Genomic DNA, 25,451 nt, shown 5'->3' with positions numbered 1-25,451 from the left:
AACCTCCGGCTATGCCGGAGGATAATTATTTAATTATACATAGGCCAGTATTTAACAATGCTCAAATAGCATACATGAGAAATTATCATCAGGTAAGTGAACGTTGAGAATGCAAGTACTGGTTTATCAATCAGCGCAACGCCAAGCCATGATTTAGCAAAAGTCTCGCTTCTTGAAAGCATCATCACAATGAAAATCATTGCAGTCATGAAACTGATTATGAAGTAACGGCCCTGAACGCCACCTACGAAAGGTATATTCAACGGTGAAAAACCGACCCACAAGGCAAGGAAAATCAGCAGCACACTTCCAATACTCATAACTGGAAGTAAATACAATTTTAATTTATTAAACGCTATCTGTGACCGGCTAACGCTGCTAAGTGTTGCCATGAATATTGAAAAAATCGCCAGGTAGCAATATTTACCGCCAAAAGTCCATGTATACGCAGCCGGGCCACCGCCGAACGTAGCGAACATCCTGTCAAACATATCAGGCGTTTGAATAATCACGCTTTTAATCAGGAAGATTACTGTTGCGAACGGCTGAGTCAACAGCATCTCTTTGGCTGTTTTTATATCGCCTCCTGAATGCCAGAACTGGCTGGGCACCCACGAGTAGTAACCGTTCCATGCCAGCGCGACAGCACATCCTGCGGCAATGCTTCCTGCCATGTATGCCAGCCATTTGATACGACTGGAAAACAGTGATGACGGAATGAGTAAAACGAACGGAAGAAATGCAATGTTCGTCATTTTCAGCAGGCCAACCAAACAAGCCAGCACAAACGTCTGCCAGAATATTTTTTCTTTTAGAATTGCCATTCGTAGGCAGCACGCTATAAACATCACAGTGACTAGATTAGTTACCGGATCCGGGCTGTACGACGATGCCAGATTTAGCAGGGTAGGAAAAGACAGAATCATCAGCGTTGGGATGCGCATGATTGGCATCATCATTACTGCGGCATAAACCATTGCAATGAAAAATACCAGGTTCATCACCCTCCCTGCATACATCTGAGTGTCTATTCCAAACGACGTGTATTTAGTGATGGCTATACCAATTGCTGACGGTGCATATAACAACGGAGAATAGGCGGCAGACGGCGCGAAATTGAAACAGGTACTCACGGTATCATTTGAGGCATCAATTTCTTTGGCGCGCTTAATGGCATCCTCTTTACTGGCTGGCTGATTCTGATCCTGCGAGATAAAAAACGGCCAGACATATTGCAAAGCTTTTCTTTCTACACAGCCACCCCATGCGCCTTTCTCTCCATTTATCAGCTTTGGCAACATGGTTCCCTGTGCCATTTGATATGACCTGAAAAAATGAAATCTTTCATCAAGACCGGTAAGCGGTGTATTTTTGAAAACGAAAAATAGCCCTATTATGGTCATGACGACCAGATAAGATACGAGAGAAAACCTCTCCAGACGATCCATGACTACCCCTATTCGATGGTGTGTCATCGGCTGATAGCACACCAAAAACGTACTAAAATGAAAATTAATGTATTGATATCTGCGATTTTTATCTGCATATCAACCAGCGCATTAGCAGCATCAGTTGATGAAATATCACTGCTATTTTAAAGGAAAGGATTGCTGCCTCTCCTGCTCAAAAGCAGTGCTTTACAGATTCGCACGGCAAAGATTGTAACGTCGTAATCAACGCAAGCAAAGGGATCATCGTTTTCGATGTCCATAGCACAGAGTTTGAAGTATCAGGCATGGTGAGTGGAAAAGTTTGCTAGCATTGAGATTAGGCGCTCATTTGGGATGAACAAGTCAAATCTTTCGTTCTCATATGTTTAATAACAGCAAAGAATTTCATAAGTCCATGGCTTATATGACCACGTCTTTAACATAAATCCACGCCCCCATCGAGCGTAATGTCAAGCGTTTTCTGTGTATAGTACTCCCCAGCCAGGCTGGGCATTCAGCAAACCTTTTAACTTTTAACCAATAATTAACACCCTTTTTCATTTGTTAAAAAACTTTGCGGTCTGGCAACAGCAAAAGTCAAACAACAAGTAAAGGGGGCCCAATCAGGGACAAAAGTGCTTAGTGCACACCCAATGGAACTACAAATATCACATAGTTTTTGCACCCAAATGCCGAAGACAGGAGTTTTATAGGTAGAAAAATCAGGCAATAGGCAGCATCGTAAGTAAGCAATGTGGGTGGAAAAAAGTGAATATTCTGGAAGACTTATGCTGTGTGGATCATATTCATATGCTTACGGAGATCCCATCGAAGGTGAGTGTGTCTGGTTTTATGGGATATAAGGAAGCTACAAGCAGCCTGATGTTTTATGCCCAGTTTGGGGGCCTGAAATTCAAATACAGAAACAGGGGATACTGGTGTAGCGGCGGATACTACGTCGATACAGCGGGTAAGAACGCGGCGAAGATAAAGGAATATATTAAGCACCAGTTTCAAGTGGATAAAATGAGATAGCAGTTATCAATCCCTTATCCGGGCAGCTCGTTTACGAGCTGTAAGTAATCCATAAATGCAAATGTCGGATTGGGATGCGTCTGTTAGGGCACGGCTGGTAAAACAACCTTTTAGGCGCATCTGAAAAAGCTCCGGCTATGCCGGAGGATATTTTTTGCCTGCACTCTGGCGGCTACACAATCTCCTGGGCGTACTGCCAGAGCGATTTCAGCAGTGTCAGCTTCGCTTTATCGTCGGCGTACTGCTGGGACAGCATCTGTAGCTCATCGGCGTAGGCCTGCAAAAACTCAGGCGTAAACACCTGACGGCGATGCTCCAGCCAGCGCTGTTGTTCGTCATAATCGAGCGTTCCGGGGAAGTTACGCGCCCGGTAGTTAAACAGCAGTTTCTCGATTCGCTTATCGATAAAGGTGATATCCAGCGCCGGGAGGTTACGTGGCTCGGTTTCCAGCAGAATGTTCATTGCCGCACGGTCTGCGTCGCTGAAAAAACCGTTATAAAGTTGTGTATCCACATTCTCAGAGGGTACAAACGGTTCGGCTTCGGCAAAGATAGCCAGTACTTTTTCGCGTACCTGCGGGTTATTGCGCAGAACGTTCAGGTTATCCAGACACTGTTTGCGGTCAATCCCCAGCCGTTCAGCATCCTCAGGACGCAGCGTTTTCGCCTGTGCCAGGATAGGGCATTTATTCAGATGTACCAGCTTCACCGGCACGGCAGCATTGTCACCTAACTCGGCTTTTACGGTATACAAGCGCTCGCGCAGCGCGTCAGCATCCAGTTCCAGCAACGGCGACATATCGCCCGCGAGGTCCACCACGATCACGGCATTGCGGTTTTCCGGGTGCCAGGCCAGCGGAGCAACCCAACTGGTATTGCCGCGCCAGGCGCCAAACATGCCGGAAACATGGACCAGCGGCGTCATCTGCGGGACATCAATCAGGGCCGCCAGTTTATGCTTATTACGGTGGCTCAGCAGATAATCAAACAGCCTCGGCTGGTGGGTTTTCACCAGTTGCGCCATGGCGATAGTGGCGTAAACGTCGGCCATTGCATCGTGGGCATTGCTGTGTTCAATACCGTTCGCTTTTGTCAGATGCTCAAGGCGGAAGCTCGGCAGCCCATCGTCATTCTCCGGCCAGTTGATGCCGTCCGGGCGCAGGGCATAGCAGGCACGCATCACATCCAACAAATCCCAGCGCGAGTTGTTGTTTTGCCAGCTCCAGGCATAGGGATCGTAAAAGTTGCGATAGAAGATATTCCGCGTCACTTCGTCATCGAAGCGGACGTTGTTATAGCCGAGTACGCAGGTTTTGGGGACGGTGAACAAATCATGGATGCGGCGGGCAAAGTCAGCTTCATTGACGCCATTCGCTCTGGCGTGCTGTGGCGTAATGCCGGTAATCAGCACTGCCTCTGGCTGAGGCAAATAGTCATCTGCCGGTTTACAGTAAAAGACTTCCGGCTCGCCAATGATGTTGAAATCGGCGTCGGTACGAATCGCAGCAAACTGTGCGGGGCGATCCAGCGAGGGGCTGGTACCGAACGTTTCGTAGTCATGGAAAAGAAATGTGGGCGTTGCCGTTGAATCAGACACCTGAGCTCATCCTGTTGATCAATAACCTGCCTATGGTAAACCATTGCGTCGCATCTTCCGAAGGAAAACGCATTGCGGAGCGTCATTCGGAGCAAGATCCGGGATGTAAAAAAATGACTTTCGTCACATTTGTTTGCAATTTGTCCCAGTATCGACATATTAAGTTGCGTAAAAAGAACGGCTAATTTCACGTAAATGAGGATATTTCTTTGAAATGCCGTTTGTTTTTTGCCTTCTCCCTTTTGTCCGCGACAATCCATTGCGCGTTGGCAGATGATATGCCGATTTCTCCCCAGCCGCCGGAAATTCAGGCGGGCTCATGGGTCTTAATGGATTACACCACCGGGCAGATCCTCACTGCAGGCAATGAACATCAGCAGCGTAATCCGGCCAGCCTGACCAAGCTGATGACTGGCTATGTTGTGGATCGCGCCATCGACAGCCACCGTATCAGCGCCAGCGATGTGGTGACGGTAGGTAAGGATGCCTGGGCGCGAGGAAATCCGGTCTTTGACGGCTCTTCGTTAATGTTCCTGAAAGCCGGGGATCGCGTTACGGTGCGCGACCTGAGCCGCGGGCTGATTGTTGATTCCGGCAACGATGCCTGCGTCGCGCTGGCCGATTATGTAGCGGGAAGCCAGCCGCAGTTTGTCAGCATGATGAACGATTATGTGCAAAAACTAAATTTGCGTGATACCCATTTTGAAACGGTACATGGCCTGGACGCGCCCGGCCAGCACAGTTCGGCATATGATCTGGCGGTGCTTTCCCGCGCCATTATCAGCGGTGAGCCGGATTTTTATCATATGTACAGTGAGAAAAGCCTGACCTGGAACGGTATCACCCAGCAGAACCGTAATGGGCTGCTGTGGGATTCATCATTGAATGTTGATGGCCTGAAAACCGGGCATACCTCGGGTGCCGGTTTTAACCTGATAGCATCAAGCGTTGATGGGCAGCGTCGCCTGATTGCGGTTGTGATGGGGGCGGAAAGCCCGAAAGGCCGTGAAGACCAGGCGCGGAAGTTGCTGCACTGGGGCCAGCAAAATTTTGATACCGTGCAGATTCTGCAAAAAGGTAAAAAAGTTGGCAGCGAGCGTATCTGGTATGGCGATAAGGAACAGATGACGGTCGGTACCGACCAGGATCTTTGGCTGGCGCTGCCGAAAGCGGAACTCCCGAATATCAAAGCTCGCTATGTCATAGACGCTAAAGAGCTCGAAGCCCCGCTTGCCGCTCATCAGCGCGTGGGCGAAATCCAGCTTTACGATCGTGACAAAGTGGTGGCGCACTTGCCGCTGGTGACGCTGGATGATGTCGGTAAGGGTGGCTTGTTCTCGCGGTTGAGCGACTATCTGCACCACAAAGCCTGATGATGATGCGGACTGGCTGTGACGCGAGTCTGCTCACATAATTGATCTGTTGTGAGTGCCCGGTTTCGATGATTTCACTATACTGTACAAATAAACAGTAAAGGGAGGGTAACATGGCATACACCGTAAGACAGGTTGATAAGCGCACTATCGCCGGGTTTCATCTGGTTGGCCCCTGGGATGTCACCGTCAAGAAAGGGTTCGAGCAGTTAGCGATGTGGGTTAACGGTAAACAGATTCAGACTCAGGAATGGATCACGGTTTACTATGACAATCCCGATGAAGTTCCCGCGGAAAAGTTGCGTGCTGATGTGGTTGTTTCGGTTCCGGCTGATTTCGTCATTCCTGAAAACAGTGAAGGGGTGATGCGTACTGAGATTCCGGCAGGCCTGAACGCAGTGGCACGTGCTCGCGTCTATAACGAAGAGTTTGAACAGGCGTGGGATGCTTTTTTTGATGAGTTGATGGCAGACGAGCAGTATCAGATTGCTTTACGCCCCTGTTTTGAAGTCTATCTGAATTCAGCGCAGGAGGATGGCTACTGGGAAATCGATATGTACATTCCCGTAGAACCAAAAGTGCTCTGATCGTAAACGTTAAAAGGGTTCACTGTTCAATCTGTACACGCGGATTTTAAGCAGTGAACCCTTTTTTTGTTCTAAACAGTGACCTTTGCCGCAGAAAGATCGCTACAATTGCGCCTTCGTTGTTTTTTGACTGGAGAGCGGGTGTGCGTCCCGACAAATCACTCAGTCCTTTTGAGATCCGTCTTTACCGACATTATCGCGTGGTTCACGGCGTACGTATTGCGCTGGCTTTTATCCTGACCTTTTTGTTGGTTCGTCTGCTCAATGTACCCGAGGGTACCTGGCCACTCATCACCCTGGTGGTGATCATGGGGCCGATTTCGTTCTGGGGAAATGTGGTCCCCAGAGCATTTGAGCGCATTGGTGGCACAATCTGTGGCTCTGCGTTGGGGCTTGTCGCACTTAAGCTTGAGCTGATCTCCCTTCCGCTGATGGTGATGTGGTGTGCGGGAGCCATGTTCCTCTGTGGCTGGCTGGCGCTGGGTAAAAAGCCCTATCAGGCATTGCTTATCGGTATCACGCTGTCGGTGGTGGTTGGCGCGCCGGCCGGGGATATGAATACGGCGTTGTGGCGAAGTGGCGACGTCATTTTTGGCTCGTTACTGGCAATGCTGTTCACCGGTATCTGGCCGCAGCGAGCCTTTCTGCACTGGCGTATCCAAATGGCAAACTACGTTACCGCCTTTAACCGGGTCTATCAGGCCGGTTTTTCGCGTAACCTCGTTGAGCGCCCGCGGCTGGAAAGGCATCTGCAAAAAATACTCAATGATGTGGTGAAAATGCGCGGCCTGATTACACCCGCCAGTAAAGAGACGCATATCCAGAAAGCCATTTTTGAAGCGATTCAAACCGTAAGCCGCAATATGGTGTGTGTGCTGGAACTGCAAATGAACGCGCACTGGGCTTCCCGCGCCAGCCACTTCGTTATGCTCAACGCCAGTACGTTGCGTGAAACGCAGCAAATGACGCAGCAAACGCTGTTGACCATCGCCCATGCGCTCTATGAAGGAAATCCGCAACCGATTCTGGCCAATACGGAAAAACTGACTGACATTGTGACGGAATTGCGCGACCTGCTCCGCGATCATCAGGGCGATGCGTTGGCGGAGAATTCGATTCACGGTTATGTGTGGCTGAGCATGGAACTGGCACGGCAACTGGAGTTGATGTCACATTTAATATGTCGGGCGCTGCGCAAATAAGCTTCACACAATTCGGAAAAACAGTCAGGCTGTTTCGATTCAGCCCAATTTGGGGTTATGATAGAGAAAAGGATAAAATCATTGTCATCAGCAACGGCTAAAAGTAAGGTCTTAGGCGGTTGCTTTAACGAATCCGAATCTCACATTAGCAGGGGTATCAAAATGGAAACAAGTAAGCCTTCATTCCAGGACGTTCTGGAGTTTGTTCGTCTGTTCCGTCGTAAGAATAAACTGCAGCGCGAAATCCAGGATGTTGAGAAAAAGATCCGTGATAACCAGAAACGTGTACTGCTGCTGGACAACCTGAGCGACTATATCAAGCCGGGTATGAGCGTTGAAGCTATCCAGGGTATTATCGCCAGCATGAAAAGCGATTACGAAGACCGCGTTGATGATTACATCATCAAAAACGCCGAGATCTCCAAAGAACGTCGTGAGATCTCCAAGAAACTGAAAACAATGGGTGAGCAGAAACCCGTTGAGCCAAAAGAAGAGTAATCACTCTGACGGTGAGAGGGCCTCTCTCACCGTTCTCTTACCCCGCCTTCCACCATGCGCAACAGATGTTGTTGCGGCCAGTGCTGTTGCAATGCAGGTTTACTCAGTAACGCGCGCACTTTCGCCAGATCATGACGTTGTCTGTCCAGAAATAAGCCCACAACACTACCGCTATGGGCGACATTCAGCCCGTACAAATCGCACTGTTCCACTATCCCCATCAGTGAATTAAAACCCGGTTTAGGTAGCAGCGTCTGGCTTGCCATGGCACTTTGCGATGCCGCCTCGCCCAGTAGTGCCGGATCGTTTGTCAGGCAGGCGCGCTGCACTTTACGCCAGGCGCTGTCGAGAGCATCGGCGTTGGCCATCAGCGCGGCCCGCCGGGGCAGGCGATGATAATCTTCTGTGCGAAGCGTTAACGTGCTTTCCAGTAATAAGACATCGAGAGTGGGAACACGCTCACAGGAGATCCGTGTTTGTGCGCTGTTGTGATCAAATAACGTCAACGAGCGAAAAACGGTGCTGTCGGTGGGTTCCAGCGCGACGCAAAGCTGAGAGAGGGTGACGTCATCAAGCGTAAACCCAAGATGACGTGATGTGGCAACCGCTGTGGCTGCGATGTCCGCGGTACTGCTCGCCATCCCTTTGGCGACGGGAATGGTTGAGCGGCAGTCAATGCGGATTTCATCACTTAATGCAGCAGGTAGCTGCCAGTGTGCCAGCACCTGTTTTACCATCGCTCGTACCAGGGGGCGTTCAGCAGGCACAGGCGTACCGGCTGTGACTTCAACCTCGCTATACCAGTCGACCGGGCAGGAAACCAGCTTTTCACTGCCCAGGATCCATCCCTGAATGATTTCGCCGCAGGATGCGGGACACTGTGCCAGCGCCAAGTTCAACCTCTCATTGTGGTGCGTAACGTCAGGATAGTGTCATGCCGATCCGCTGAAGGCCAGAATTTCGCGTAACGACACCACGCCGCCAATCACGATCAGCGCGGGGGCGTGAAACCCGGCGGCTTCGCTCTCTTGTGCCAGCGCAGACAGCGGTGCGCAGAGAACTTTCTGTTCCGGTGTGCTGGCACGCATCACCACGGCTGCAGGTGTATCGGCTGGTTTACCTGCACTCATCAAAGCGGCACAGATGGTCTGTATCTGCGACATCCCCATCAGGATCACCAGCGTCCCCGGCAGGACCGCAAGTTTACCCCAGTCCTGGGGTTCTTTACCGTCCTGTAAATGGCCGGTCACAACATGAAAACTGGAGGCAAAATCGCGGTGCGTGACCGGGATACCCGCCGCTGCAAGCCCGCCAATCGCGGAGGTGATACCTGGTACGACCTCGCACTCGATACCACACTCCCGTAGCGCTTGCATCTCTTCGCTCCCGCGACCAAAAACAAAGGGATCACCGCCTTTTAAGCGCACAACCCTAAGACCTCTGCTGGCGCAATCAATCAGGATTTGGTTGATTTGTGGCTGTGGGATAGGGTGGCGATTCGCCTCTTTGCCCACATCATGCAACTCACAACCCGCCGGGGCTTCCTGTAACAGGAGCGGATTTACCAGCCTGTCGAAAACAACAGCCTCGGCTTCACGCAGGCAGTTTAATCCTTTTACGGTCAGCAGACCCGTGTCGCCCGGGCCTGCGCCCACCAGCCAGACTTTACCTGTCATGCTTCTGCCTCCGCATATTCCGGCAGTCCGATGCGCATTACGTCACGGGCAATCATCAGTTCTTCATTGGTATTGATCACGGCGACTTTCACCACAGAATGGTCAGTCTGGATAAACGTGGCATTGCGGTCGTTTTTCCCGGCGTCAATGTCCAGCCCCAGGAAATGCAGGTTGCGACAGATGGCCGCTCTGGCTCGTGCGGAGTTTTCACCAATGCCGCCGGTAAATAACAGAACATCCAGGCCACCCAATTGCATTACATAGCTGCCGATAGTGGCGCGGATACGTTCGGCAAAAAGAGTGAGCGCCAGTGTTGCACGCGTGTTGCCAGCATTCGATGCTTGTTCGACATCGCGAAAATCGTTCGATACGCCAGAGACCCCGAGCAGCCCCGATTCGTTATTTAGCAGAGCGTTAAGCTGTTGCGGCGACTTGTCTTCTTTTAACGCAACCCAGGGCAAAATAGAGGGGTCGATATCCCCGCTGCGGGTACCCATCATTACCCCCGACTGCGGTGTGAACCCCATAGAGGTGTTGACGGATCGCCCACCTTTAATAGCACACAGGCTGCTGCCATTGCCTAAATGGCAGGAGATAACCCGCAATGCGCTTAATGGAACGCCCAGTTTTTCGGCTAATTGCTGGCTGACAAATTTATGGCTGGTGCCATGGAACCCGTAACGGCGAATCCCAAGTTCCGCGTAATAGCGCCAGGGCAGAGGGTAGATGAAAGCGCTTTGTTCCAGCGTCTGATGAAATGAAGTATCAAACACGGCAACCGCTGGGGCATGTGGCAGCGCCTGGCGAAAAATGCGAATGCCCGCTGCGTTGACCGGGTTGTGTAATGGTGCCAGTTCCGCAAGGCGTTCGATTTCTGCCAGTGCGTCATGGGTAATCAACGCCGAGTCTTTAAAAGTTTCTCCACCGTGTGCGACACGATGCCCCACGCCGTCTATTGCCGATAAGGAGGAGATAATGTTATGTGAAAGCAATTTTTCCAGCAGTAATTCCGCCGCCTCTTTGTGGTCGGCAATGGCACGTGTCTCCTGCCATTTTTGTTCCCCCTGCTTGAGGGTGAAAATGGCATCGGAAAGCCCGATACGTTCGATCAGACCCTGACAGAGAAGCGTGCCTGCAGGCATAATAAGAAGCTGAAATTTAAGCGAAGAACTACCGGCGTTGATTGCCATTATTGTTCGGGACATGCGTGCTCCTGGGGTTGAAGAAAAGCGATGACCTCAGCGACACCCTGACCGGTTTGCGCGCTGGTGATAAAAAGGTGCTCTGCACCTGACTGCCGTAACCACTCGCCGATTTGCGTGATCTTGTGTTCTGCAACAAGGTCGGCTTTGGTGATGATGCCAATCGTCTGGCGGTTCATCGGCAAGGTAAATCCGGGTGAAAATGGGCACCATTCGGCGTCGGCATTCAGTACCAGCGCCACCACATCGGCTTCGCAGGCGCTGGTGAGTAAGGCGCTGTAGAGACATCGGTTTTCGAGGTACTCCCCCGGCGTATCGATGGTCTCAGGTGACCAGACAATGGCCTGCGTTTTTTGATAGCGCATTGCCTCACCGCGCAAGCGTTGTGTTAGCGATGTCTTACCGCACTGGCTTGGGCCAATTAACATCATTCGTTTCATCGCATCAGGTCCTTGTGACCTGGCAGGTCGTAAAGTGCAGCATTTCGCCGAGTGAACGCGTCACCTGACGTAGTGCATACTCCACTGAGGAAACATCCCCCGTGAGGACCACGGCACCTGTGAAACGATCGATAAAACCGATCTCTACCGCCCCGGATTTGGTCGCGATATCGCAGGCGATGATTGAGGCTTCGCTGGGGGTAATCGTCAGAATGCCAATGGCAGAAGCCGTCTCGCTTAAGCCCAGCTTTTTGTAGAGATCTTTGCCTGGATTGGCGATCAAATGGGCCAGGGTGACCTGTTTACCGGGCACATACTCCTGAATCATGCGTTCAGTACTGCGTTGTGTCTCCATTAGCCCTCCACAATCTGTCGCCACATGGCTTCATGGGGACGCGGGATCACCGAGCGGTACACCAGCAGACCTTTTTCGCCAGCACTTTCACTGGCAACGGCGACGGCATTTTCCACATCCGAAATATCACCGGTCACGACCATGTAGCATTTGCCGCCAATGCCGAACGCCATATGAACGCGTACCAGGGTGACATTCGACGCCTTCACTGCACGGTCGGCCGCGCTCACGCAGGCGGCTACACTCCAGGTTTCAACGATACCCACTGCCTGACGTTGCTCGACGGCATTGAGACCGCTAATCGCAGGCAGCACGCTGGCATGAATATTGGGAAGGACCAAACTGTCGACCAGCATCTCTCCGGCCTGGCTGTCGCCCGTGGCAATAGCCTGCTGGACTGCGCCGACATCGCCTCCCACCATGACCAAAAATTTACCGGGGCAAAGCGTCTTACTGACCAGAAGCGTCACATTGGCGCTTTTGAGCATGGCATCACCCAGTTCCATGCCTTTGGCGATGCTGGTTAATTCAAGTATTCCAATAGCCTGTGACATGGTTAACCTCGTACAACCGTAATGGCTTTATCTGTGACCGACGCAATAACGCCATCGATACTGGCATGAAGGGGAACGCCCAGCGCACCCTCGGGGATAGTGGCAATGCGCTGCCCCCGGATGACGACATCGCCTTCTTTTACGCAAGGAATCGCTGGCGCACCAATATGCTGGCGCAGCGGCAATACGACCTGTGAAGGGGTAATGACGTGCTCTTCCAGCGGCGCATCCTGATACCAGTCACGCAGGCCAAGCCTGGCCACCAGGCGCTTGACAGGGATCAGGCGATAGCGCGCCATCTCATCAGCCTCGCGAAGCGGCCCCTCATAGCGTGCGCCGCTGGCGCGTAATTCAACTTTAAGGAGACGGTTGACCCGCATCGGTGAGATGCCTACCGGGCAGGCGACGCTTTCACAGACGTTGCATTCAGAACAGGTCAGGGCACTGAGCAGCGTTTGCGGCGTAGCGACGCCCTGATAATTGACGGCCCGCACCAGAAGATGAGGCGAGAGTTCGTGGCCAATTAAATGCCGGGGGCAGAGATCGGTACATAACCGACACTGCTCGCAGACGGTACGGGCGATGGTCAGCACGGTGCGGTCATCCTGCAGACGGCGCTGAATCAGCGAGTGTGATTTCGGCAGTACCAGCAGACCACCCGTAGTTTTTGTCACCGGCACATCCAGTGATGGCAGCAAACCGCCCATCATTGGGCCACCGTTAATAAAACCGGGCTCCTCTACCGTGGCGCCACCCGCCATTTCCAGCACTTCCCGTAACGACATACCCAGCGGGACCGTTACAGTCAGGGGATGACGTACCGCGCCGTTTACCGTCAGGGTTCTGCGGGTCACGGGATATTGCTGTTCCACCGCGCGTGCAATATTGAGAACGGTCTGCACGTTATTGACGACAACCCCCACGCTGACCGGCAGCGCGGCAGGCGGTACACGACGCCCTGTCGCCATCCAGATAGTGATAACTTCGTCTCCGGCGGGGTAGACGTCAGGCAGAATATGCAGACGAATCTGCGCAGGTAGTAGTGGGGTAAGTGCGGCGATGGCGGCGCGATATTTTTCTTTGAGCGCAATAATGCCCTCTGTCGCACCCGTTGCCGTCATGCCATAAAGCACGCCACGCACCAGTCGTGCCGCCTGTTGCGCCATCAACTGCTGATCGACTTTCAACATCGGTTCGCATTCGGCGGCATTAACCAGAAAAATCTCGACCTGTGCCTGCAGTTTTACATGGGTTGGAAACCCGGCGCCGCCAGCGCCAACGACGCCAGCTTCGCGTACGTGCTGGCGAATGGTCTCTGCCGTTGCCGGGGTCAATTCGCCCCATGGGGACGGGAGAAGGGCCGCTTCACTCACAGCAATTCCTCCAGAATATGTCGAATGTCATTGCCATCGGCAGGGCGAGGCGTGGTTTTCAGCGTGACATCCGCCAGTGCAGCCTGAACCATGGCGGGGATCCGCTCACGGAATTTATCTTTGTCTGCTTTTAGCGCGACCGAGAGCGTCGGCATCTCACACTGCTGACGAAGCTGCTCAATCTGGCGAATCAGTGAATGAATGGCGACCAACTCATTCGCTCCTGTCGGGCAAAAATGGCAGGCTTTAGCCAGCCGGGCATAACGCTTCGCCGCACGTTTATCACTGGCATTAAAGCGAATGACCGCCCCCAGCAGCAGCGCATTAGCTAACCCATGCGGCAGGTGAAATTGCCCGCCCAACTGATGGGCAATGGCGTGATTAATACCTAACCCCGCCTGGCTGAACGCCATCCCAGCGAGGGTCGCAGCGTTGTGCATTTTGCCACGCGTCGCCAGGCAGTCGCCTTTACGTACCGCCGTTGGCAGGTACTGGAACACTAACTGTGCTGCTTTCTCTGCCAGCGCATCGGTAAAATCGCTGGCCCGAGGCGACACATAGGCTTCGAGGGCGTGGGTCAGCACATCCATGCCGGTATTCGCCGTAATAGCGGGTGGGACGCTAACGACAAGCGTCGGGTCCAGGATCGCGATATCGGGATAGAGCGCATTATCGAACAACGGATATTTGATGCCTTTTTCGGGATCGCTTATCACGCAGGCGCTGGTCACCTCCGAGCCGGTGCCGCTGGTGGTCGGAATCGCGACACAGGTTTCGATATTGACGCCCTGTTGTTTGCTGAACCAGACGATTGCTTTCGCCGCATCCAGCGCGGAGCCGCCACCGAAACCAATAACCACCTGCGGCTGGAGTGAATGCATCTGTGTAATGCCTTCCACAACCGTGGCGATGGTCGGATCAGGTGTAATGTCGCTAAAGACGCTGATGCGGTTATCTGCCGGGATTGCCTTGCGCAGCAGTTCTATAAGCGGAGAGCTGGCAAGAAAACCGTCGCAGACAACCCATATGTGCTTGTTACGAAAGCGTTTAAGCACCTCAAGGCTTCCCGCTCCGCTGTAGAGTCGCGTTTGTAGCGAAAATCTCTTCATATCGGCCTCAATTAGCGGATGGAGAAACCGTTGGTCAGTACGCAACGACGCGAACGTGCAAAGGTTTTTGCTGATGTCGTGCCTTCGCCGGTAGGTGTGGCTATTGTGAATGTGGTAAAGCCTTCACCGCCCACGCCAATCCCCGCATAAGACGGTCCGTTTTTCACAAAAATAGAAGTCTGCAGGCTGCGCGCGGCCAGGTTCAGGCGGGAGACATTTTGTGAATGCATCACCGCCGTGTGGTGTAAACCCTCCTCAACAACGAGGGCAAGGGCGAGGGCGGCATCAAAGTCGTTAACCCGAACGACAGGCAGTACGGGCATTAATTGCTCTGCGGTAACCAACGGATCGTTGCCTTGCACTTCGGCTATCAACAGGCGAGGCGCTTTAGGCGGCACACTCAGACCGGCCGCTTGCAGAATGTGTGAAGGGCTTTTACCGACCAGCTTTTTATTGGCCACCCCATCCTGGATACAGACGGCGCGCAGTTTATCGATATCCGCACCGGTAATGCGCAACGCGCCAAATGCCTGCATCTGTTGCATCAGGCGGTCGGCAACACAGTCGACAACAATCAGACTCTTCTCTGCAATGCAGGGCAGGTTGTAATCGAAGGACGCGCCGTTGATGATGTCTTCCGCTGCTTTCACCAGATCGGCAGTTTCGTCGACGATACAGGGTGGGTTTCCGGCACCTGCGCCGATCACTTTCTTGCCACTTTTTAGGCCCATCAGCACAATGCCTGGGCCACCGGTAATCGCCAGCAGGGCGATTTTTGGATGCGCCATCATCTGCTGGGTGGCTTCGAATGTAGGTTCGGCAATGGTTACTACCAGGTTGCGAATACCCGTATGACGAAACGCGATATCTTCAATCATGCGGATCAGCTTGAGCGAAACCTTTTTCGCACCCGGATGCGGGCTGAAATAGATGGTATTGCCTGCCGCCAGCATGCTGATGCTGTTGTTAATAATGGTTTCGGTCGGGTTCGTACTTGGCGCAACGGAGCCAATAACGCCAAACGGGGAATATTCGAATAACACCATGCCGCCGTCGCCGGTCAGCGCGGTGGTGGTGAGATCTTCTATACCCGGGGTGTTTTCCAACGCGGCTTTGTTTTTGAGAAACTTGTCTTCTTTGTTGCCCATACCGGTTTCTGTGGCGCTCTCTTCGGCCAGTTCGGCCAGATAGGGAGCCAGCTCATCACGAATACCGCCAATAATGGCGCTGCGGGTTTTTAAGGGACACTGTTGATAGCGCAGGAAGGCCTGGTGTGCTGCGTCGATAGCTTCTGCTGGCGTGGCGAATACCCCTTTGGTGCAGCTCTCTTTTTTCTCTTGTGTCGGTGTGAGTTGTTCGCTCAGGATGGTGCGAATAAGGGTTTCAAGTTCGGTCGTATTCATTATTTTTTTCCCATGTTAATCGCCGCAAGTGCGGTCTGAGCAATGTCCATGTCTTGTTCAACGGAACCGCCGCTGATGCCAAGACCACCAATAATGTTGCCGTCACGCCAGATGGGGAAACCGCCTCCAAAAGTGACAACTTTGCCTTCCATGTGCGCCTCTAACCCATACAGCGCGCGTCCTGGTTGCACTGCGTCTGAAAGTTCGTGTGTGGCCGATCTCATCGCGACTGCCGTCCAGGCTTTTTTCGGTGCCAGGTCGCTACTGACTAGCAGCGCGTCTGGCATGCGCCAGGTCAGCATGCCGATGCCATGGGCGTCCACGACGCTTATCACCACCGGCACGTTAAGCTCGCCAGCGCGTGTCATCGCGGCTTTGGCCAGTTGATGAAGGTCATGAAATGAAAGTGACATAGAGGTGCCTTTCGCCGGTATGGCTTGTGCCGCAGCGCGATAACGCGCCGCGACTTCGTGAATGACTTTTTCCTGGTGCGCCAGATGGTCTTCAAGGCGGGCCAGCGCGTACAAGCAGTCGGAAAGGCGGTTGATATAGCGCATCAGCACCTGACGGACGTTTACCTGTTCACTTAACTCCACCAGGCGACGCTCGGCTTTGCGGGCCAGTGTCCGGGCAACATGCAAACGGGCTGCTGCTTCGCAGCGGCCTGGCAGCACAAAGCTGTGGACGTTGTCGACCTGGGACATCGCGTTGTCTATTGCTTGTTCCAGCGCAGCAATATCTTCGGTACTGACATAGCGCTGTTTTGGCGAGGGTGTTTCGCTTTCACTCGCCAGTTCTGCGCTAAACCAGAAAATCTGCAGTTGCACCGCTTCCAGGAATGGCTTGCTGGCGGGGGCTTGCACGGCGCAGGCACAGAGACTCAACTGAGAGTTGAGTTCATCCAGCGTGCCGTATGCTTCGACGCGCGGATGGGTTTTGCTGACGCGCTGGCCGCTAAACAGAGCCGTCGTGCCAGCGTCGCCAGTGCGGGTATAAATGGCCATTATTCCTCCTTAGCGCGACAGGGTGTCGACAATGCCCACCACCGCCAAATCAATGGCTTCGTTCGGGCCGGAAAAAACATGCCTCGCACTGGAGCCACTGCTGAGCAGAACCAGTTCGCCGACACCTGCACCAACGGAATCAACGGCTACTTCATCACCCTGTAATGGGTTGGCGGGAAGTTCACCGTCTGCCGTAACCCGCCGGACCAGCAGCAATTTTTTGCCCACCAGAGAAGCGGATTTTTGTGTCGAGACCACCGAGCCAGTTACCCTTGCGAGATGCATGCTTTACTCCTGCTTCACGAGTCGTATGTGTTGCGAAATCACTGCTTCACGGGCCAGTGCCGTGATAATCGTTTTACGTGAGACAGCAAGCCAGCACGCGTTGAGGCCAGCGACATCGCGGTAGCTCAATACTTTTGCCTGATGGATAACCACCGTGACGCCTTGCTCATCCATGAACGTCACAGGCAGTTTTGCCAGTGTTTTCAGGGGCAAGCAGGGCAGCAGCCTGCTGTTTAACGTAATGCTCACGGACATGCCCAATGTCAGGGCTTCAAACAGGTGTGCAACGGCGGTGTTGTCCTGATCGCCGTCTGCCAGCGCCCCCAGAAAACACAGATCGGTTTGTTGCACACAGAGCGCGTCATGGTTCAGAAAAAACTTCATCACAGAAGCATGACGCAGCTCTTCCTGACTGAGCGTGAGGGTGTTGCCCTGCCTGGCCTGCAGGCGGGCAACGATCAGCCCGACGATGTGCGCTAACTGTTCGCTGTTCATGCGCGTGGTACCAGGCGAGCGCGAGCGCCAGGTTCGTCTGCGCCACAGGCATTCGCTTCATCGGTATCGATATGCATTTCGAGAAGCAAACCCGGCGCCACACGGATGGCGACATCATCAAAAATCACCCGGCGCCCGGTGCCTTCAATTGCAACGCAGACGTTGTCGCCATGGGAAACGCGCAGAACCAGGGCGTCCAGCGGCGACATATGAATGTGCCGTTGTGCGACGATGACGCCGTTGGGTAAGTCGATTTCCGCATACGGACTCACCAGCCTGATCCCTGGTGTACCCGCCAGATTGCCGGACATGCGCAGCGGGGCGGCGATACCCAACGTACGGGCATCCGTACGTGAAATCTCGACCTGGCTGGCGCCCCGTAGCGGGCCAAGCAGGCGCACATTTTTCAGTTGCCCTTTTGGTCCTACCAGCGTGACGGTTTGCTCCGCCGCAAAATAACCGGGTTGCAGCAACGCTTTTTTAATCGTCACCGTCTGACCGGGAAACAACCGCTCGAAATCCTCAGGTGAAAGATGGATATGTCGGTTCGATATACCCAGAGGGATGGGACGCGCACGCATCTCATCCAGAACCTGAGTGACCACATTTTCGACTAACTGTTTATCCATGTTTATTCCCCTCGCTGACCGCTATGAATACACAGCGAGCGTGGTTCCCCTTTCTGGCGTGGACACGCCGGGTCAAGGCAAAGATTGCAGGTCACCAGTTGAATCGCCACCGATTCGGAAGCGGCGGATGTTTCTTCACGCAATGGCTGCACGTGCTCAATGCTCTGAACCGGTTTTTCCGTTGTTGTTATCGACACAGGCGGCGTTTCAGGAATGGCTGCACGCGTTGGCGCAGAGGCCATAATCCCCTCAGCAGGCCGCGCAATGACCTTTTGTGCCACTAGCCCGTTACGCGTTTGCGCAAAGTTGGCGCCAGTGATGATGGCTGACTGAACAGAGGCCACATCACCAGCGACTTTGATTACCGTCCAGCCAGAGCCATTGGTTTTTTCCATACCCAGCAGCGTGATGGAAGCGGCTTTCGCCATAACATCCGCGCAACTGATAGCCAGCGCCAGACCGCTAACTTCAAGTAATCCGAGTGATTGCTTCACGCTGTGCTCCTTTATCTGCCAGTCAGGCTGATTTCGGTAAAATGGCTTCGACGTCGCTGTGCGGGCGCGGGATTACGTGACAAGATTTCACTTCACCCACCGCGCTGGCTGCCGCAGCGCCTGCGTCAACGGCGGCTTTCACTGCACCCACGTCACCGCGCACCATGACGGTGACCAGACCCGAACCAATTTTTTCGTAACCTACCAATTGCACGTTGGCGGATTTCACCATGGCATCGGCGGCTTCGATTGCACCCACCAGACCTTTTGTTTCAACCAGTCCCAATGCGTTGTTCATACTGCGTTTCTCCTGTTTATGGATAAAAGTGGTTACCGGAACGGTATCCCCTTCACCAGTCTGGCGGCGTTATTACCTGCCTTGCGCCGGGACTGGAGGTCTTCATGAAGCATCAGCGTAAAAAGCGGCGCTGATGCGGGTAAATTTCGGTAATGGATAACCAGTTGCTGGTTATCGCAGGCGATGCCAACCAGCAGTGCTGACTGGTTGGCCGCCTGCCAGGCATGGGCGACGACATCAAGCCCGGAGGCCTGTTGCCAGCGCCAGGGAATACCTTCCTCTTCAATTCCCCACAGCACTTCCTGCCACTGCGGCTGGCACTCTGCGAGCGCGGTGATAACGATGACCGGACTGTCCTGCTTAACGTCCATTGGCATACTCCTTCTGCCAGGAGAGGATCAGCCCCGTTGCCACCGCGTTGCGTGGACCTTCAACGCCCCGGATATTTCCCCGTCCGGCCACCAGTCGGTAGTGGGCAAGGGCATCGGTGACGAGTTGCGGTATCTCGAAGTCGAGTGAGGAGCCGCCAACCAGCACCACGAATGGAATATCGCGGATGTTTCCGGTAGGGCTTACCTGACGCAGCGCGCGCAGGGCATTGGTGACAAACACGCGTTCTTTGGCGCTGCGGCGAATAATGCGTACTTTTTCCAGCACCATGTCTCCCGGCAGCGGTACCAACTCATCGGGTTTTACAACACATACGCGGGCAAACACCGCAGGTGGAAGAGGGGTCGGGAAAAACTGCACACTGCCGTCTTCATGGCGCAGGTGAAAAAGGCTTTCGACTTTCGCCAGCGGGTACTTTTTGATTTCCTCCGCAAGGTAGCGATCCTCGAGCCCCAGTTCGCGAGCGATGATCATCGTCACCATGTCTCCGGCTCCGGCCAGATGGGTGGCGGTAATTTGCCCCTGCGGCGTGATAATGGAGGCGTCGGTAGAACCGGCGCCAAGGTCAAGAATGGCCAGCGGCCTCGATGTGCCCGGCGTGGTGAGCGCACCAAAGATAGCGGCTTCTGCTTCTGCACCGCCCACCTGCACATCAACGTGTAGCTTTTGCTCAATTTCGCGGGCAATCATAGCCATCTGTAGGCGGTCCGACTTGACCATCGAGGCGATGCCAACGGCTTGTTCGAGGGAGAACTCACCCGCCAGCCCCCCGGTCACGTTGACCGGGACAGCGGTATCGACAGCGAGGAGATCCTGAATAAATACATCGCTGCTGGGTTTGTTGGTGAGCTCAGCCATGGTCTGGCGGACATGTTCCAGCATGCCGCCGATATTGGTGCCAGCCTCGCCGGTGACGTTATCCAGTGTTGGACATTCATTCACCGCTTTCATGATGGCATCGGCCCCGGCGGCAACGTCGACCTTGAGCGTTCTGCCTTTGGCGACTAACTCAATATTCCCTGCGGGGATTGAGCGGGCTTTGACATCACCGGACGGTGTTTTCACGACGACGGCGGAACGGTTGCCAATCAGCGCCCTGGCCACGGGCACGATGTTGCGTGTCTCATCGGCGCTCAGGGAAAAGACAGTGGCGATGCCGTAAGGGTTAGAGAGACTTTCGATAACCTTGCCCGGCATTGCCACTTCAACAACGGCGAGCATCCCCATCGGAATGCGCTCGATATACAGCACTTCGTCAACGATGGGGACAGGGCGCTCAAGGCGGTTATTGACCAGTACGCCATCGTCGCGCTGTAAAATGATGCCGTTGATGTGATAGCCGACTTGCGTTGAGGCGTTAACCATACGCGCAACATCGGAAAAATCGAATGCAGCGGAAACAACCAGAATATAAGGTTGATCCGCTGGACGCGTCAGAAGCTCTTCCGGTGTGATAGTGATACCAACCCCCAACCCGATACCGCCAGGTGTTTTCGGGTTATGGCCTATCATTGTTGATTCGGTAATGATGGTTTCCGTGATGGTTTCCATCGCTACATCACCGATCACCGGTGTCGCTTCGTTAATACGTATAAGCGAAATATCGCTGACAGAGATACCCACATTGGCGACAACTTTGTTCAACGCTTCCTGAATGCCGAATACATTGCGCAGTGTGCCTTTAATACCCGTCGTTTCCGCAAGCGAACTGCTCACAATGTTCAGTGCGCCAGTCTCATCCATGGTGGCCAGTGCCACCTCGGTTGACGAGTTACCTATATCAATGCCAGCTATATAACGCATAAGTCATCCCTGTGATTAATCGTCGCCTTTAAGTTTCTTGCGTTCGACGTAAAGCACTGCCGCTTCACGTACAAATGCTGCGCAGATTTTTGCTTTGTAGTGGCTTTCCAGATCCTCTGCGATATCCAGCAACTCTTGCCTGGTTGAACGGTAGGGACGCAGCGCGTTGTAAATCTCCAGGATACGGTCATCCGGTACGGCGGTCAGTTCCGCCGCGCGCTCGAAGTTCATAGCCAGCCGGTCACGCCCTGCATCTTTGGCGATAGACGCCTGGATACGCAGGGTTTCCGGGGTGATACGCATATCCTGTGCGGTGATTTTCCCGTCCAGCACACTCTCCAGCGTTAACTCATCCAGGGTTTTATTGGTGGATGTTTTCACCCACTCCGGATGTTTATTCGCCAGCGGGTAATCGCTAACTTTGGCCTGGTGCGTGGTGCCGCCTGATGGCGCGGTTGGCGCCGTTACCGGGGTTGCCCCCTGCAGGCTATTCATACGGCTCAGCACATCACGAACCATTGATTCAATTGCGTCAGAATTCATGGTGTTGTCCTTTTAAAGCGCAACGCGCAGCTCTTGCGGGTTTTTCCCGGTCACGACGTATTTGGTCTCTTTGATATGCAGAATGGCGGACTTGGCCTGATATTTCGGACGCGCCATCTGATCGTTCAGCGTCGGTACAGGCTGCGGCGATTCGCGTTTCGCGTATTGCGCGGCGTTTTTGCCAATCTGACGATAGGTTTCAAGCGTCAGCAAAGGCGCCTGCGGGAAAAGTTCCAGGTTAGAAAGCGGCGGTAATCCTTGTTGGTGAATGACCGTTGTGCCTTTTGACTGAATACCCACAGAGATGCCCGAGCCGCTAAGACGGTTACCTTCCACGGCGACGAACGCCACGTCAGATGATTTGAAGCAGCGAATCACGCGTGCTTTCACGCCTTCTTCTTCAATGCCGGCAATCACCTCGCGCAGAATGCTCTTGTGCGGTAAACCGACGATATTCACGGTTTGCGAAAGACCGAAAGCAGGACCAACGGCGATGATCACTTCATCCTGTTGGGTGCCGGGTTTCGCTTCGCCAATTTCCGTCAGAAAGCCGCCCTCAGCCGTTGCTGCAGGTTTTGCGGTACCGCCAGGTTGGGCGCTAAACGAGACTTTTTTATCGCTGGTTTGCATCTCTGCCAGCACATCTTCGATGATCTGGCGCAGCAATTTTTCGTTGATTTCCATCATTCACCCCTTAGCCCAATTCGTTCGGATCGAGTGCGCCCGGGATATTTTTGATCTCTTCCCAGCGTTCACCTTGCAGGCGATAACCTGTTGCCGGACCGGCATAGTCGTTTACATCGTTTACCGCTGAGAGCACCAGCCCGTCGCCGACGATGATGGCCGAGGTATGCAGGTAGTCACCGGTCAGTTTGGCTTTTTGAATGTTCAGCATGTCTTGCGCGACATCTTTAAAGCCGCCCTGTGCCAGGGCTTTCACCACTTCGAGACCGTTACGGTTCTTATTGATGATCTCCTGGGCGAATTTGATGTCTTCGACGATATTGCGCTCTGGCATATCTTTTGAGCCGTGGGCGTAGGTTGCCGCTTCCACTTCTTCGTCAGTGATAGGGGGTAATCCCATTCCTGCGAAGACGGCCTGCAAAGCACGAGCCGCTTTGTTGCGAATGGCGATGACATCTTCTTCACGCACCGGACGTAAACCGCCGTCAACTTTCAGGTCACGCTGGATAACGTTGTAATCGTCAAAGTCTTCCGCATCTTCGTTGGAGCCTGCGAACATGTTGTCGTAGTTCGGCACAGCGGAATAACCGGAGGAGATAAAGTCAGTACCCGGTAAGAACTGCATTAGCAGACGGGCGGTACGGCGCATATCCGAGTGGGTAAATGTCTGGTCATTACTGGAGGCGCACTCCAGATCCAGGGCGGCACAAATCAGGTTTTCGGCAAGAATGGCGCGAATACCTGACGGCACGGCAGAAGGCACACCCACACAGCTTACCGAGCCGTTTTGCAGACCCTGAACACCGGCGGCTTTAGTGATGTAAATGCAGCGTGCTTCCAGATACAGCATGGATTTACCTTCGGCATAACCCATCTGAACTTCTGACCCGGAGCCGGAGGTGAAGCGCATTTTCAGGCCACGTGAGGCATAGGAAGATGCCAGGAAACCTTTTGACCACGGGGTATCATCGCCGTCGGTAAACACAGGCTCGGTACCATAAACCGAGATGGTTTCCGCATAGCAGGTGTGGCCGAGCATCCCCAGTTTCAGTTCGGTTGCTTCTTCCAGTGAGCATTGGGTTAATACGCCAGGGCGACCAACCTGTGAACCGACCAACAGTGCGATGGCATTGAAGGGGGCATAACGGGCGACCGCGACGGTGGTTTCCTGTTCGTCGAATCCACGGAACGCACCTTCGGCGGCATCGGCGGCAATTTGCACCGGGTTGTCTTTAACGTTAGTGACGTGTGCCTGCTGTGATGGGGTACGACGTGCGCGCATTTTCTGCATCGACATCATCATTTCCACCACGTTCATGTGCGACACCACTTCGACGATTTTTGCCGGCGTCATCGCGGTGGTGAGCGGCACAATGTCGCTGCGCTTAACGTTAGGATCGCAGAGCATGTTGGCGAGCTTGACTGAGTCCATCGCCATCACTTCTTCCGCGCGATCCAGGTTGATACCGTAGCGGGCAATAAAGTGGTCAATCAGGTCAAATTTACTGGCGGGTTTACCGTCCAGTTCAGTAACCACGCCGTCGACAATGCGAATAGAGGGTTTGGGATCGTTCGGGCTTTCCATTGCGATAAAGCCTTCTTCAATCCACTCCTTCACAAAGCCGTCCTGGTTAACAGGGCGTTTCGCCAGCGCTTCAAATCGTTTCGATCTCATGAAACAGCCTCTCTGTTATCAGATGTAGGACGGGCGGTCGTTTTTCGGCTCAGAGCCCATTGTGCCCAGTACGGTTTTACCGATTTCACGGGCAGAAATGACGGCCTGACGTACAGCGCCGGAGTCACCGGAGATGACCAATATGGCTTCGTTGCTGTAGCTGGTGCCTTTTGCCGGGGAGCTATACGCCACCACTTCCACATTGGCAGATTTCAGTGCCGTATCGGCCATTAACACGCCGACGGAGGCTGGAGCGCCAACAATCACGCCGCAGGCTCGGCCAACCGGCGCGCCGAACGCTTTTTCCAGCGCGTAACTGGCGCGAGCTGTGTATTGCATTTCGATGTGGCCAGCTTCGTTGGCATAAACATCGCCGAAGGTGCGGTCGAGTTCTTTCAGCGCAACCTCGATGGCGCGTTTGACGTCTGAGACATCATTACCGCCAAACAGGATCAGTGAGCCGTGGCCCGCACCGCCTTTGGTATCACGCGGTAATTCGATGCTGATCACTTCGGTGTTAGTTGCTTTGACGGCTTCATCCGCCGCCATGATGTGCGGACCTGCGCCAGTACGTGCGCCGAGTATGCCGATTGAGCGGTAGCGCTTTTCCAGCTTCATTGCATCAAGCAATGCGCTATCGACGTTCGCGATCACCAGACCAACGGTGTCGCCAATCGCCGTACCAACAAATTCCGTTAAACTGCAGCTTTTTTCTGCCATAGCCGTCTCTCGTTTGGGATGGGTTACAGTGGGGGAGGTCGCGGGTGTCGGTGAAGACACTTTGGCGATCACCTGAGCCATGATCTGTTCCACCAGGTCATTGCTACTCATTGGCTAATTCCCTTAGGTAAGATTTTTTCAACATCAGTGTGCGGACGCGGGATGACGTGTACGGCTTTCACTTCACCCACCTGAGCGGCTGCGGCAGCACCTGCATCCGTTGCTGCTTTCACGGCGCCAACATCGCCGCGAACAATGACTGTCACCAGGCCAGAACCTATTTTCTCGTAGCCCACTAACATGACATTGGCGGATTTCACCATTGCATCTGCGGCTTCAATTGCGGCCGTTAAGCCTTTGGTTTCCACCATTCCTAATGCTTCTTGTTGCATAAAGACCTCGATAAGGTTGTCCCGATTTTTGGACTATACAAATAAGCGAGGAAAAAGAATGGCTGTCTTTAAATTACATTCGGAACTTCCTGGTTTAATTACGTAAAATAATTGCTTTGATAATTTTTATATGTATGATTTTTAATGATATTTTATTGGTATTGGCATGGCAAAATATTGCTATGTCAATTTCATATTTACATTT

General features: G+C 53.4%; 28 protein-coding genes and 1 pseudogene. 5 read left to right on the top strand and 24 right to left on the bottom strand.

The genetic code is table 11. The features are described 5' to 3' along the window. Positions 1 to 29: 29 nt before the first annotated feature. A complete protein-coding gene (locus tag ABIB59_RS02670; protein WP_354033916.1) occupies positions 30 to 1,448 on the bottom strand; it encodes a DUF2142 domain-containing protein in 1,419 nt (472 codons plus the stop codon). A 624-nt stretch (positions 1,449 to 2,072) separates the two neighbouring features. Here ABIB59_RS02670 and tnpA point away from each other — a divergent pair. Continuing rightward, positions 2,073 to 2,465, top strand: a pseudogene (gene tnpA, locus ABIB59_RS02665) (IS200/IS605 family transposase). A 172-nt stretch (positions 2,466 to 2,637) separates the two neighbouring features. Here the strand turns inward: tnpA and sbcB are convergent. Next, positions 2,638 to 4,062 (bottom strand): exodeoxyribonuclease I, encoded by a 1,425-nt coding sequence (sbcB, locus tag ABIB59_RS02660; protein WP_354033914.1) that lies wholly within the window; start codon positions 4,060 to 4,062, stop codon positions 2,638 to 2,640. A 209-nt stretch (positions 4,063 to 4,271) separates the two neighbouring features. On the opposite strand from sbcB, the gene dacD reads away from it, so the two are divergent. From dacD to ABIB59_RS02640, 4 genes are all read left to right on the top strand, one after another. Then, positions 4,272 to 5,435: a serine-type D-Ala-D-Ala carboxypeptidase DacD gene (gene dacD, locus ABIB59_RS02655; RefSeq protein WP_041851928.1), complete on the top strand. Its 1,164-nt coding sequence runs from the start codon at positions 4,272 to 4,274 to the stop codon at positions 5,433 to 5,435. A gap of 113 nt (positions 5,436 to 5,548) precedes the next feature. Then, positions 5,549 to 6,022 (top strand): DNA gyrase inhibitor SbmC, encoded by a 474-nt coding sequence (gene sbmC, locus ABIB59_RS02650; protein WP_079496345.1) that lies wholly within the window; start codon positions 5,549 to 5,551, stop codon positions 6,020 to 6,022. Positions 6,023 to 6,165: 143 nt separating this feature from the next. Continuing rightward, a complete protein-coding gene (locus tag ABIB59_RS02645) occupies positions 6,166 to 7,224 on the top strand; it encodes an FUSC family protein (RefSeq protein WP_071196314.1) in 1,059 nt (352 codons plus the stop codon). A 162-nt stretch (positions 7,225 to 7,386) separates the two neighbouring features. After that, positions 7,387 to 7,722 (top strand): DUF496 family protein, encoded by a 336-nt coding sequence (locus ABIB59_RS02640; protein ID WP_041851925.1) that lies wholly within the window; start codon positions 7,387 to 7,389, stop codon positions 7,720 to 7,722. A gap of 26 nt (positions 7,723 to 7,748) precedes the next feature. On the opposite strand, the gene ABIB59_RS02635 is transcribed toward ABIB59_RS02640, so the two are convergent. Genes ABIB59_RS02635 through pduA form a run of 22 tightly spaced genes read right to left on the bottom strand, consistent with a single transcriptional unit; the run spans position 7,749 to position 25,246 of the window. Next, positions 7,749 to 8,615, bottom strand: a complete 867-nt coding sequence (locus tag ABIB59_RS02635; RefSeq protein WP_354033911.1) for an L-threonine kinase — start codon at positions 8,613 to 8,615, stop codon at positions 7,749 to 7,751. Positions 8,616 to 8,654: 39 nt separating this feature from the next. Then, entirely contained in the window at positions 8,655 to 9,398 is a 744-nt protein-coding gene (gene cobA, locus ABIB59_RS02630; protein WP_354033909.1) for a uroporphyrinogen-III C-methyltransferase, read from the bottom strand. Further along, the gene (locus ABIB59_RS02625; RefSeq protein ID WP_354033907.1) at positions 9,395 to 10,603 is read right to left on the bottom strand and encodes an acetate/propionate family kinase; all 1,209 of its coding nucleotides are present in this window, start codon (positions 10,601 to 10,603) and stop codon (positions 9,395 to 9,397) included. The genes cobA and ABIB59_RS02625 overlap by 4 nt, the downstream gene beginning before the upstream one ends. Then, complete coding sequence (locus ABIB59_RS02620; protein ID WP_041851921.1) at positions 10,588 to 11,040, bottom strand: EutP/PduV family microcompartment system protein; 453 nt, start codon at positions 11,038 to 11,040, stop codon at positions 10,588 to 10,590. Before ABIB59_RS02620 ends, ABIB59_RS02625 begins: the two co-directional genes overlap by 16 nt. A gap of 4 nt (positions 11,041 to 11,044) precedes the next feature. Further along, positions 11,045 to 11,395: a propanediol utilization microcompartment protein PduU gene (pduU, locus tag ABIB59_RS02615; RefSeq protein WP_041851920.1), complete on the bottom strand. Its 351-nt coding sequence runs from the start codon at positions 11,393 to 11,395 to the stop codon at positions 11,045 to 11,047. Next, positions 11,395 to 11,949, bottom strand: a complete 555-nt coding sequence (pduT, locus tag ABIB59_RS02610) for a propanediol utilization microcompartment protein PduT (protein WP_041851919.1) — start codon at positions 11,947 to 11,949, stop codon at positions 11,395 to 11,397. The genes pduU and pduT overlap by 1 nt, the downstream gene beginning before the upstream one ends. Before the next feature lie 2 nt (positions 11,950 to 11,951). Then, positions 11,952 to 13,283 (bottom strand): 4Fe-4S dicluster domain-containing protein, encoded by a 1,332-nt coding sequence (locus ABIB59_RS02605; RefSeq protein WP_354034159.1) that lies wholly within the window; start codon positions 13,281 to 13,283, stop codon positions 11,952 to 11,954. 35 nt (positions 13,284 to 13,318) lie between these two features. Beyond that, positions 13,319 to 14,431 (bottom strand): 1-propanol dehydrogenase PduQ, encoded by a 1,113-nt coding sequence (locus ABIB59_RS02600; RefSeq protein ID WP_041851918.1) that lies wholly within the window; start codon positions 14,429 to 14,431, stop codon positions 13,319 to 13,321. An 11-nt stretch (positions 14,432 to 14,442) separates the two neighbouring features. Further along, a complete protein-coding gene (gene pduP, locus ABIB59_RS02595; protein ID WP_354033904.1) occupies positions 14,443 to 15,834 on the bottom strand; it encodes a CoA-acylating propionaldehyde dehydrogenase PduP in 1,392 nt (463 codons plus the stop codon). Then, positions 15,834 to 16,838 carry a two-domain cob(I)yrinic acid a,c-diamide adenosyltransferase PduO gene (gene pduO, locus ABIB59_RS02590; protein WP_108700997.1) on the bottom strand — a complete coding sequence of 335 codons (1,005 nt, stop codon included), beginning with the start codon at positions 16,836 to 16,838 and terminating at the stop codon, positions 15,834 to 15,836. Before pduO ends, pduP begins: the two co-directional genes overlap by 1 nt. 9 nt (positions 16,839 to 16,847) lie before the next feature. Next, positions 16,848 to 17,123 (bottom strand): EutN/CcmL family microcompartment protein, encoded by a 276-nt coding sequence (locus ABIB59_RS02585; RefSeq protein WP_041851915.1) that lies wholly within the window; start codon positions 17,121 to 17,123, stop codon positions 16,848 to 16,850. Between the two features lie 3 nt (positions 17,124 to 17,126). Next, complete coding sequence (gene pduM / locus ABIB59_RS02580) at positions 17,127 to 17,618, bottom strand: microcompartment protein PduM (protein WP_354033902.1); 492 nt, start codon at positions 17,616 to 17,618, stop codon at positions 17,127 to 17,129. Beyond that, positions 17,615 to 18,247 (bottom strand): phosphate propanoyltransferase, encoded by a 633-nt coding sequence (locus tag ABIB59_RS02575; protein ID WP_041851913.1) that lies wholly within the window; start codon positions 18,245 to 18,247, stop codon positions 17,615 to 17,617. Before ABIB59_RS02575 ends, pduM begins: the two co-directional genes overlap by 4 nt. Positions 18,248 to 18,249: 2 nt before the next feature. Then, positions 18,250 to 18,741, bottom strand: coding sequence for a BMC domain-containing protein (locus tag ABIB59_RS02570; protein WP_354033900.1), 492 nt, complete (start codon positions 18,739 to 18,741; stop codon positions 18,250 to 18,252). A gap of 22 nt (positions 18,742 to 18,763) precedes the next feature. Next, complete coding sequence (gene pduJ, locus ABIB59_RS02565; protein ID WP_041851911.1) at positions 18,764 to 19,039, bottom strand: propanediol utilization microcompartment protein PduJ; 276 nt, start codon at positions 19,037 to 19,039, stop codon at positions 18,764 to 18,766. A 32-nt stretch (positions 19,040 to 19,071) separates the two neighbouring features. Then, entirely contained in the window at positions 19,072 to 19,410 is a 339-nt protein-coding gene (locus tag ABIB59_RS02560) for a glycerol dehydratase reactivase beta/small subunit family protein (protein ID WP_041851910.1), read from the bottom strand. Beyond that, on the bottom strand, positions 19,400 to 21,232 hold the full coding sequence (locus ABIB59_RS02555) for a diol dehydratase reactivase subunit alpha (protein WP_354033897.1): 1,833 nt from the start codon (positions 21,230 to 21,232) through the stop codon (positions 19,400 to 19,402). The genes ABIB59_RS02560 and ABIB59_RS02555 overlap by 11 nt, the downstream gene beginning before the upstream one ends. A 15-nt stretch (positions 21,233 to 21,247) precedes the next feature. Beyond that, the gene (pduE, locus tag ABIB59_RS02550; protein WP_041851908.1) at positions 21,248 to 21,775 is read right to left on the bottom strand and encodes a propanediol dehydratase small subunit PduE; all 528 of its coding nucleotides are present in this window, start codon (positions 21,773 to 21,775) and stop codon (positions 21,248 to 21,250) included. 12 nt (positions 21,776 to 21,787) lie between these two features. Then, a complete protein-coding gene (locus tag ABIB59_RS02545) occupies positions 21,788 to 22,459 on the bottom strand; it encodes a propanediol/glycerol family dehydratase medium subunit (protein ID WP_041851907.1) in 672 nt (223 codons plus the stop codon). Between the two features lie 10 nt (positions 22,460 to 22,469). Then, positions 22,470 to 24,134 (bottom strand): propanediol dehydratase large subunit PduC, encoded by a 1,665-nt coding sequence (gene pduC, locus ABIB59_RS02540; protein WP_041851906.1) that lies wholly within the window; start codon positions 24,132 to 24,134, stop codon positions 22,470 to 22,472. A gap of 18 nt (positions 24,135 to 24,152) precedes the next feature. Then, positions 24,153 to 24,965: a propanediol utilization microcompartment protein PduB gene (gene pduB / locus ABIB59_RS02535; protein ID WP_071196325.1), complete on the bottom strand. Its 813-nt coding sequence runs from the start codon at positions 24,963 to 24,965 to the stop codon at positions 24,153 to 24,155. Next, entirely contained in the window at positions 24,962 to 25,246 is a 285-nt protein-coding gene (gene pduA, locus ABIB59_RS02530) for a propanediol utilization microcompartment protein PduA (RefSeq protein WP_041851904.1), read from the bottom strand. Before pduA ends, pduB begins: the two co-directional genes overlap by 4 nt. Positions 25,247 to 25,451 lie beyond the last annotated feature (205 nt).

The organism is Citrobacter sp. UYEF32 (genome assembly GCF_040546205.1).
Classification (GTDB): Bacteria; Pseudomonadota; Gammaproteobacteria; order Enterobacterales; family Enterobacteriaceae; genus Phytobacter; species Phytobacter diazotrophicus.
Note: the sequence above shows the minus strand (reverse complement) of the source record. Positions and strands in the feature narration are given on the sequence as shown.